Annotated in this window: 5 protein-coding genes and 1 pseudogene; 4 read left to right on the top strand and 2 right to left on the bottom strand. The window is 39.2% G+C overall.

Going from position 1 to position 3,518, the window contains the following annotated elements:
* Positions 1-62: 62 nt before the first annotated feature.
* Together E1176_RS03955 and E1176_RS03950 are read left to right on the top strand one after the other, a co-directional pair.
* On the top strand, positions 63-1,232 hold the full coding sequence (locus E1176_RS03955) for a tetratricopeptide repeat protein (RefSeq protein ID WP_155209272.1): 1,170 nt from the start codon (positions 63-65) through the stop codon (positions 1,230-1,232).
* Positions 1,229-1,768 carry an HD domain-containing protein gene (locus tag E1176_RS03950; RefSeq protein ID WP_155209271.1) on the top strand — a complete coding sequence of 180 codons (540 nt, stop codon included), beginning with the start codon at positions 1,229-1,231 and terminating at the stop codon, positions 1,766-1,768. Before E1176_RS03955 ends, E1176_RS03950 begins: the two co-directional genes overlap by 4 nt.
* A 3-nt stretch (positions 1,769-1,771) precedes the next feature.
* On the opposite strand, the gene E1176_RS03945 is transcribed toward E1176_RS03950, so the two are convergent.
* Positions 1,772-2,221: a PaaI family thioesterase gene (locus tag E1176_RS03945; RefSeq protein WP_155209270.1), complete on the bottom strand. Its 450-nt coding sequence runs from the start codon at positions 2,219-2,221 to the stop codon at positions 1,772-1,774.
* Between the two features lie 138 nt (positions 2,222-2,359).
* On the opposite strand from E1176_RS03945, the gene E1176_RS21235 reads away from it, so the two are divergent.
* Positions 2,360-2,491 (top strand): hypothetical protein, encoded by a 132-nt coding sequence (locus E1176_RS21235; RefSeq protein WP_281349516.1) that lies wholly within the window; start codon positions 2,360-2,362, stop codon positions 2,489-2,491.
* 84 nt (positions 2,492-2,575) lie between these two features.
* Here E1176_RS21235 and E1176_RS03940 read toward each other — a convergent pair whose 3' ends face one another.
* Positions 2,576-3,004: an FKBP-type peptidyl-prolyl cis-trans isomerase gene (locus E1176_RS03940; RefSeq protein ID WP_155209269.1), complete on the bottom strand. Its 429-nt coding sequence runs from the start codon at positions 3,002-3,004 to the stop codon at positions 2,576-2,578.
* A 278-nt stretch (positions 3,005-3,282) separates the two neighbouring features.
* Between E1176_RS03940 and E1176_RS03935 the strand changes: the two are divergent.
* Positions 3,283-3,518: pseudogene (locus tag E1176_RS03935) on the top strand (hypothetical protein); the annotation flags it as partial.

The raw sequence follows: 3,518 nt of genomic DNA, 5'->3' as shown, positions 1-3,518 counted from the left end.
GTTACTTTTATCTATGCCGATTATAATGTTAACTTTAAGAGGTAAAGACTTTTAGAACAAAAATGAAGCGCAAAGCTCTTATACTATTTTTTGTTACTCTCTGCCATTTGCTGGCTAATGGGCAAAACAAGCTGGACAGCCTCGAGGCCTTATTGCCAAATGCGAGTAATGAGCAGCGTGTAAATATTCTGAATGAGTTAAACATAGTTTACAGCCACCTCAACCCTACCAAGGCACTCGAACTATCCCGAGAAGCGCTTGATTTAGCCACCGAGCTAGACTACAAAAAAGGTAAAGCAGCAGCACTCAATAACATAGGTGTTATTTATAAGAATCAAGGTATTTACGATCAGGCTCTGGAGTTTTACATTGAGTCTTTGCGAATAAGCGATGAGATCGATGACAGAAAGGGCCTCGCTTCGACCATGAACAATATTGGTACGGTCTACTCATTAAAAGGTGTTTTTGATCGTGCTTTGATCTATTTTATCGAATCATTCGAAATATTTAAACAGCTCAACAACCAGCAGCAGATGGTGGGAGCGCTCAATAATATTGGTAATGCCTACAGCGATAAAGGTCGCGAAGACAAGGCTTTAGAATACTACACTCAAGCGATAGACCTTTCACTAGAACTCGGAGATCACGAGCGTATTTTTGACCCACTAAGCAATGTGGGCAACATTTATTTTTATAGAGAAGAGTACAATGAAGCGCTTAATTATTACAATCGCTCTTTGGAAATGGAACGAAAGAATTCCAACAAACATGGCGAAGCACTTGCCCTATCAAATATCGGCCAGGTTTACCTTAAAAAAGAGGATTATGCCCGTGCAGAAAATTATCAAACCCGTGCGCTGTCTATAGCTGAGGAGCTACAGGCTTACCCGATTTTACGATCGATTTACAAGTCTTTGGCAGAAGTCTACGGAAAACAAGGCAAATACAAACAAGCTTACGAAACCCGAATTTTATATGATGAGGCCAAAGAGCGCGTGCACAATGAAGAGAGTAGCCGCAAAATGGCACAATTGGAAGTGGCCTTTGAGTTGCAACAAAAGGAAAAGCAACTGGAAATTCTCAAGCAAGATCAGCAAATACAGGATTTACAAATAGAAAACAGTCGTATTGTAATCATACTCGGCCTGATGGGTACCATCATCATAATAGGTGCCGGCTTTGTGTATATGGCAGTACGACAAAAAAACAGACGCTCTTTTTATAAACAATGAACTACAACGAGGCTAAAGAAATACTACACGACATGACCGAAGGCGACAGCCTGCTACGACATGCAAGAAGTGTAGAACTGGTAATGGAAGCATATGCAGAAAAATTTGAAGAAGATAGTACCGAGTGGGCCATCACCGGTATGCTGCACGATGCCGATTATGAAAAATACCCTGATAAACACCCTGCTATCATTGTCTCTAAATTAAATGACCTGGGAGAAGAGAAAATAGCACATGCCATCTCTGCGCACTACACCAAATGGAATGTACCTTATACCAATCACCTCGATAAGGCGCTACTTGCATGTGATGAACTCACGGGTTTTATCATAGCTTGCTGCCAGGTGAGACCTGAGGGTATCAGTACCCTTACTGCTAAATCGGTGAAGAAAAAACTCAAGCAAAAAAGCTTTGCCGCCAAAGTAGAGCGTGATGAAATAGCCAAAGGGGTAGAGTTATTAGGGGTCGACCTTACAGAGCATATCAATTTTATAATCGATGTACTCAAAAATCATAAGGAAGAACTGGAAATATAAGCGCTAACTGTCCATTTCTTTATAGCCCACCTCTTCGTTGAGGTCAATCTTGCTTTTCACAAAAGTGCCGTTACCTGTAGCTATAAGTTGGTTTTTGTTATTGTAGAGGTTGGCTTCTGCCAAAAAGGATTTTCTTGCATTGTAAACAACCTTGCCTACTGATTTTAGCTCACCAAAAACTACAGGTCGAAGTAGGTTTATGTTAAAATTTGTTGTGAGTACAAAGGCGTCTAAGACAAGCGAATTAACAGCAAAAAAGGCAGCATCGTCTAACATTTTGAAGTAAACAGATCCATGTACAGCGTTTGCAGCATGAAAATACTTAGGATTGCTCTCTATTGTAATCGTGGCCGCACCACTTTCTACCTTAATTGCCGGCTTGTAAAACTTATTAATCGGAGCACCATGTAGGTACATCCATTCTAATTTTCTATAATGATCAGATTGAGGCATAAATACAGGTTTTTCTCATAACGTAAGTTGCCAAATTATAGTACACCTCAACTTAGCCATAATAATTGACAATATAATTTCCTTTTAAGCTCGCTTCGCCTTAAATTTGGAGCTGAAAATTAGAAAAAGACTTATATCATGGAACAATACATCGGAGACGGAGCCAACCTATTTATTACCATCGTGGCATGCCTTGCTGGATTTGGCGCGGCATTAAACATTCTAGACGTAAGAAAAACTAAAGAAGAAAATAAGTCTGAAGAAAAGTAATTTCTGAAAGATCCCTAAATAAGAAAAGCCATCCCGATATCGAGATGGCTTTTATATTTTAAACCAACTAGTTTTTTTTTGAAATTAGTTGATCTCAACCATTTCAATGTCAAACACAAGATCTTTACCCGCTAGTGGGTGATTTGCGTCTATTTCTATAGTTTCATCTTCTACCTTTGTAACTACAACTGGTATGTTTTGGCCATTTGGCTGTTGCATTCCAAGCTGCTGCCCAACTTCTGGCTTTAGATCTTCTGGCAATTGTGATTTAGGTACTTGTACTACCATCTCATCATTTTTTGCTCCGTATGCTTCGTCAGCTGGAATGTCGGCAGTTTTAGTATCACCAACTTTCATTCCTACAACAGCTTTGTCAAAGCCAGCGATCATCATTCCCGCACCGATTTCGAACTCTAATGGCTCTCTGTTTTCAGAAGAATCAAAAACTGATCCGTCATTCAACTTCCCGGTATAATGTACTTTTACTTTGTCGCCCTTTTTTGCTTCAGACATAATAATTTTATTTTGTAAAATATGCTTTATCTCCCCTGATTCTCAAGGAGGTGCAAAGGTAGCCAAAACATAGGCCAATTAAAAATCTCACCAAAGTGTACCTTTTGTAGATATGCGCATTATGTAGTCGTTATTCATTTCCGATAACAGCGTAATTGGCACCTGTCTGTGGTGGAACGGGTGTTAACTTTTAAAAGGCGGAATATCCGGCCAGCTGAGCCGAAGACAGCAAGGCCGGATATTTTAAAAATCAATATATTGATTGTAACTTAATAATAATGACCCTTGCAATTTTAGTTTCTCCACGCACAATTACACTTCTCTGGTATAAATATATACTTGAGGCTATTGGTGCTTTATCTTATACGCTACAGAGCGTACAAGCAAGTACATATCATAAAAAAGAAAAAGAAGTATTAGCAGAGTACGAAATCATAAAAAAATGCCAGCAAAATCCTGAATACTTTGCTCCTATTTATACCAGGTATCACGATCAGCTATTTCTTTTCATCCA

Source organism: Fulvivirga aurantia (assembly GCF_009711475.1).
In the GTDB taxonomy this organism is placed as follows: domain Bacteria; phylum Bacteroidota; class Bacteroidia; order Cytophagales; family Cyclobacteriaceae; genus Fulvivirga; species Fulvivirga aurantia.
Note: the sequence above shows the minus strand (reverse complement) of the source record. Positions and strands in the feature narration are given on the sequence as shown.

Excerpts from the sequence above, each read along its gene's own strand:
- E1176_RS03955 (WP_155209272.1), top strand. The coding sequence starts at position 63 with ATGAAGCGCAAAGCTCTTATACTATTTTTTGTTACTCTCTGCCATTTG.
- E1176_RS03950 (WP_155209271.1), top strand. The coding sequence starts at position 1,229 with ATGAACTACAACGAGGCTAAAGAAATACTACACGACATGACCGAAGGC.
- E1176_RS03945 (WP_155209270.1), bottom strand. The coding sequence starts at position 2,221 with ATGCCTCAATCTGATCATTATAGAAAATTAGAATGGATGTACCTACAT.
- E1176_RS21235 (WP_281349516.1), top strand. The coding sequence starts at position 2,360 with ATGGAACAATACATCGGAGACGGAGCCAACCTATTTATTACCATCGTG.
- E1176_RS03940 (WP_155209269.1), bottom strand. The coding sequence starts at position 3,004 with ATGTCTGAAGCAAAAAAGGGCGACAAAGTAAAAGTACATTATACCGGG.